This window comes from uncultured Mucilaginibacter sp., assembly GCF_903913935.1.
Lineage (GTDB): Bacteria > Bacteroidota > Bacteroidia > Sphingobacteriales > Sphingobacteriaceae > Mucilaginibacter.
In genome coordinates this window covers 1-5,878 of record NZ_CAIWNH010000079.1, presented here as the reverse complement: position 1 = coordinate 5,878, position 5,878 = coordinate 1, and the positions used below count along the sequence as shown (strand labels likewise).

At 41.4% G+C, this 5,878-nt stretch carries 4 protein-coding genes; all 4 read left to right on the top strand.

Annotation, left to right across the window (positions count from 1 at the left end; all coding sequences use genetic code 11):
- Nucleotides 1-129: 129 nt before the first annotated feature.
- Entirely contained in the window at nt 130-3,330 is a 3,201-nt protein-coding gene (locus QZY09_RS03015; protein WP_295667890.1) for a TonB-dependent receptor, read from the top strand.
- Between the two features lie 31 nt (nt 3,331-3,361).
- Nucleotides 3,362-3,712 (top strand): hypothetical protein, encoded by a 351-nt coding sequence (locus QZY09_RS03010; RefSeq protein ID WP_295667888.1) that lies wholly within the window; start codon nt 3,362-3,364, stop codon nt 3,710-3,712.
- Nucleotides 3,682-5,079 carry a RagB/SusD family nutrient uptake outer membrane protein gene (locus tag QZY09_RS03005; RefSeq protein ID WP_367119156.1) on the top strand — a complete coding sequence of 466 codons (1,398 nt, stop codon included), beginning with the start codon at nt 3,682-3,684 and terminating at the stop codon, nt 5,077-5,079. Before QZY09_RS03010 ends, QZY09_RS03005 begins: the two co-directional genes overlap by 31 nt.
- 99 nt (nt 5,080-5,178) lie before the next feature.
- On the top strand, nt 5,179-5,878 hold a 700-nt coding region (locus QZY09_RS03000; RefSeq protein WP_295667886.1), incomplete at its 3' end, for a hypothetical protein.

Here is a 5,878-nt window from a genome sequence, read left to right as displayed (position 1 = left end):
AACTTATTTAATCCAATTATACAGCCGGTTGCTGTTTGTAAATACTAAATAATTTGAGATTAATGGACCGATATTTCCATTTCCCTCAGCAATGTTCAGCAAATCAATTAATCAACTAAATCAATAAAAATGAAGAAAGATGTACTGTTTTACAATTTCAATAGTTGCAAAAAAACGTTACTCGTTATTTTGCTAACTATTTTTGGTTATTCTGCCACATTTGCCCAAACCAGGCAAATTACCGGTAAAGTAACCTCGGCCGATGGAGCCGAAAGTTTGCCCGGGGTTAGCATTAGAATTAAGGGAACAACAACAGGTGTTCAAACTGATGTTAATGGCGCTTTTAAAATCTCGGCAGCTACTGGCGCTACCTTAATGTTTTCGTACGTTGGCTATTTGCCGCAGCAAATAATTGTAGGCGATGCCAGTGTATATAACATTAAACTTTCCCCTGATGCCCAGACACTTACTGAGGTAAATGTCGTTTCTATCGGTTATGGTACTGCTAAACGCAAGGACCTGACAGGTTCCATCAGTTCTATTTCTGCCAAGCAGATTGAAGAATTGCCGGTTACTTCGCTTGATCAGGCTTTGCAGGGTCGCGCAGCAGGTGTGCAGGTAACCAGTAACGATGGCTCTCCCGGTGGTAACATCACCGTACTGATCCGTGGTACTGGTAGTTTGGCTACGGGTGGTAACGTGCCATTATATGTTATTGACGGGTACCCGCTTGAAGCAGGTGGCATCAATAATATTAACCCTAATGACATTGCATCTATTGACGTATTGAAAGATGCATCTGCTACAGCCATTTATGGTATCAGGGCTGCAAATGGTGTGGTTTTAGTAACCACTAAAAAGGGTAAAACAAATGGTGTAACCGTTTCATTAGACGGATACGAAGCTTTCCAGGGTAAACCCAAAGAATACGATGTATTAAACGCTCAGCAATTTGCTACCCTGGCAAACCAGGTTGCAGCAGGTTCAAACGGAAACTTTCAATCTTTTTCTGGTTGGGCAACGCCATCGTCGTTAACAAACGTTGATTGGCAAAACACCGTATACCGTGTGGGCCTTACCCAAAACTATAGCCTTGCTATCCGCGGTGGTAATGATAAAATAAATTCGTCTACTTCACTTGGGTATTATAATCAAAAAGGTATTGTACTTGGCTCTTATTTCAAAAGGGTAACCGTTGGAAGCAACCTTGAATACAAACCTCAAAAATGGTTAAAGTCAAATTCATTTGTTAAGTATACGTACCAGGACCAAAACAACCCTTACGGAACAGGATCACTGATAGGATTAAGTGAATTGCCGCCAACTTTAGATGGTGGTAACCAGTTAACCAACCAGATTAAAGATGGTAACAGTAATTATGGGTTTTTCAATCCGATTTATGTATATGTTGCAAAATATAACAACCCAGTTTACAATATCGAAAATAACCGTTATTCAAACATTGGTAATTTCTTTGTTGCCAATACTAATTTAGAAGTAACACCGATCGACGGCTTAAAAATTAAATCAAACGCGGGTATTACTTATAACGGGTATAGCGGATCGTATTTCTCTCCTGAGGATGATCGTATTGTTAATCAATATGGCGCCCAGGCAGGTGCTACTCAAAATGCTTTCTACAATCAAAACATTAACAGCAGTTTTGACTGGTTGTGGGAAAATACCGTATCATATGACAAAACTTTTGGAAAACATACCATTAATTTTGTTGGTGGCGTTTCTGAGCAGGAGCTTACCTACAACTCCATGGCCGGTAGTGGTATCCCGCCAAACAGTGTGATCAGGGATTTATCTCAAAGCAAGACCCCTGTGTTTACTGCTGGTCAAAACGGGCAGGTGATCCAATCGCTGGCTTCACAATTTGTAAGGTTGGGATATAATTATGCTGACAAGTATTTTATTACCGGAACAGTTAGAAGGGACGGATCGTCTAAATTCGCGCCGGGTCATCAATATGGTACATTCCCCTCAGGCGCTGTATCCTGGAAAGCAAAACAGGAATCATTTTTGAAAAATGTTGATTGGCTTTCAGATCTTAAGTTCAGGGGAAGTTATGGCGAGGTAGGTAACGAGATCACCATCAATCCATTCCAATACCAGGCGCTTTATGCAGCCGGATCAGCAGCAAATACTTCACCTAACTACGGATATACTTTTAATAAAACATTCCAGGGAGGTATTTACTCAACCCAACCCGCAAATGACAACTTAAGGTGGGAAACCGATACACAGGCCGATTTAGGTACAGATATATCTTTTTTACACGGCGATTTGAATTTAACTGTTGACTTGTTCGACAGAAAATCAAAAGATTTCTTGTTAAACCTTGCTGCTTCTCCTCAAACAGGTTATTCTTTTATTACCCATAATATCGGTAGTATGGAAAATAAGGGTATTGAAATTGCATTAAATTACAGCCATGCTGTTAATAAGGACTTCCACTACGGAGCAAATCTTACCATTACTTCAATTGCTAACAAATTAACCAGCATAACTTCTGGTATTAAAGAAGTTTCAAACTTTGGCGGCCTTTCAATTCCGGCCGATGGATGGTCTACATTTACTGAAACCAATGTTGGGCAACCGGTTGGCGAGTTTTATGGCTACAAATCATTGGGTATTTTTCAATCCCAGGCGCAGATTGATGCTTTAAATGCCAATGCAGTTTCGCACGGTTTTTCAGCTTACCAAAAAACAATTACCCAGCCAGGTGACCGTTACTTTGCTGACGTAAATGGCGATGGTACAGTAAACGCCAGTGACCAGGTTAGTTTAGGCAGCCCGATCCCTAAGTTTTACGGTGGTTTAAACCTGGATGCGACTTACAAATCGTGGGATATTGGCCTTTATTTCTACGGTGTTTACGGTAACAAAATATTTAACTTTGCTGAAAGCGCGCTGGAAAGCTTCCAGAACCGCAGCTTTGTTGGTGTGGAGAATATCAGCAAAACCTATTTGCAAAACGCCTGGACGACCTCAAACCCGTCCAATACATACGCAAGGATCACTTCAAATGACGACGCGATCGGCAGCAACGTGGCATCAAGCGCTTATATCGAAAACGGCAGTTTCCTTAAGTTAAAAACGCTTACTATTGGTTATTCCATAGCTCCTGATTTTCTTAAAAAAATAGCAATAACAAAATTACGGTTTTATGCTTCAACCCAAAACCTGTTTACGATCACCAGCTATAAAGGCCTTGATCCGGAAATTGGTATCCAGGGAGCGAATCCAACTCAAAATGGTGTAGATAATGGTACCTATCCATCATCTAAATATTATACAGTAGGTATAAACGTAACTTTTTAATTAAGAAAGATAAAATATTAACGATATGAAAATGACGAAGAAAAATTATATCCTGGTGAGTCTATTCGCTTTGCTGATGATTCCACTAGGTTGTAAAAAAGGGTTTTTAACCCAAACCAACACATTTGCCGCTACCGAGGGTGCTACGTTTCAGAAACCCCAGGATGTTATCGCAATGGTAAATTCAATTTACGATACTTTCCAGAGCAGCGATTTGTTAAAGAAGTCGATATGGTATTATGCAAATTTTGAAACACATGATTGGTTTAATAACGGTAACGATATTGTTTGGAATTATTACGGAATAGGCGCTGACTTTTATGCGTTGCCGGTTTTTGGGATAATGCCTACATTGGTATTGGCAGGGCAAATGCTGCACTAGATGTAATTGCAGATACCAAAGCAAAGGGTATCATTACCGCAGATCTGGCAAGCCGGTTAACCGGTGAAGCATTATTTTTACGGGGCATGACCTACTATTACCTTGGTGGTACTTTCGGCGGAGTGCCATTGGAATTAAAATCAGGGGGTGCTGGCTTAACCCCAAGGGCTACCCAGGACCAGGTATTTGCACAGGTAGTTGCGGATATGAAACAGGCGGAAAGTCTATTACTATCAAAAACCGCGCTTGCAACGGCTGACCTTGGCAGGGCCACTAAAGGCGCCGCCTATGGGTATGAAGGCGCTGCACAAATGTGGTTAAAAAACTATTCAGGCGCTTTAGCCGCTTTTAACAATCCGGAGTTAACCAGCAACTACCATTTACTGTCAAATTTTGTTGATGTGGGTGAGTTTAACCATCAAAATAGTGATGAATCACTATTTGAAGTTCAATTTAATATTACCGGCTCGCAAAGCTGGGATGGCGGCTGGCAGAATGGCGGCGAAGAAGCATGGATCGATGACTTTAGCTGGCCACAGGAAATCAGTGGCTTTGGTTATGATTACGGAAACCCAGGCCTTTGGTATTCATACCAGGCAGGTGACCTGCGCAGGGCGGCTACAATTATAGGCCCCGGAGACCAGAACATTAGCCCTGGTATTATTGCCAAATGGGGCGGTATAAAAGGTTATGCTGTAGTGCAGGCCAATTACCAAAGCAACCCAAATGTGTATTCAGACGGTAGTGGGAACCCAATAAATACTTGTGGTACGCTTTTGCACCCATGGTATGGAACAGACGGTACCCCCCGTTCAGGATATTATAATTCAAAAAAATGGCGTGACCCTACGCTTACAGGCGCAAACGGAACATCTGCAATTTTTGGCGGACAAAACCAGATCCTGTTACGTTACGCAGAAATTCTGCTGGACAGGGCTGAATGTAAGATCAGAACTGGCGACGTAGCCGGCGGATTAGCTGATGTAAAAGCTGTAAGGGACCGCGCTTTCGGCGGATCAGCGCCGGCGGTTATGCAGGATGGCCTTACCTGGGATGGTAAAGCAACTTCGCCGATAACCGATCCGTTGCAAATGGTATACAGCGAATACAGGCACGAACTTACTGCTGAATATTCATTGTTTTATGATCTGCGCAGGGCTGGCCCGGGTGTAGCATCAGCATTCATTCAAAACGCGTATGGAACTACATCAAGCACCAGTCAAATTGTTTATCCATACGGCCCAACAGCTGACGGTAAAACGCACGGTGTTTGGATGACAACCCTTCCTGCTAACAAGGATATATTACCGATCCCGGTTAGTGCGATAGGGCTTAACCCAAATCTGACTCAAAACCCTAGTTACTAAATTATAAGCATTAATATAGTATAAAAAAAGCCGCCTTTTTTCAGGCGGCTTTTTTTATATTTTAAAAAACTATGTTTGCAAACAAAACAAACTCTTATCATGAAGAAATGCTATCTGCTTACCCTGCTTCTTTTACCCTTGTTTTCAATAGCGCAATCCAATTATAAAGTTGGTTTTGTCGTAGATATCAAGGGTGATACCTTACATGGCTATATCGATCAAAAGGAATGGGGGCATAATCCGAAAAGCATTATTTTTAAACGTACATTAACCGGGAATACGCAGCAATTAGGATTACTTGACATAGATTTCTTTGAAATAGGAGGATACTTGAGTTACCAGAAATACAAGGTTGCAGTAAGTCTAAATTCGGTTGATATTTCCTCCCCCTCATCGATAAGCGATACCGCCACAGTAATTGACACCGTTTTTTTGAAAATATTGAAAAAGGGGAAAAACCTAACACTATTTGTTTATAAAGATGGCCTAAAAGACCGGTATTATATAAAGGATAATGATATGAGGTGGCCTGGTGAGTTACTGTATGGTGTATACCAGGATATTCTAAGCCCTGATAAGGTAATAAGTAAGAATACTTTTCAGGCCCAGCTGATTCAAACGGCAGTGAAATACAATTGTGGTACCGACAAACTGCTTAAAGAAATTCATCAATCCGACTATAAGGAAGACGATATTATACAGATTGTGGCTCAAATAAATGGTGACGCACAAGCAGGGGCAGCAGTAAAATCCGCGAATGGTTCTTCAGTAAGGCTTTTTGTTGGAGGAGCCTTTATTT

Bases quoted from the DNA above. Each gene is read 5' to 3' on its own strand.
- QZY09_RS03015 (WP_295667890.1), top strand. From the start codon at position 130: ATGAAGAAAGATGTACTGTTTTACAATTTCAATAGTTGCAAAAAAACG.
- QZY09_RS03010 (WP_295667888.1), top strand. From the start codon at position 3,362: ATGACGAAGAAAAATTATATCCTGGTGAGTCTATTCGCTTTGCTGATG.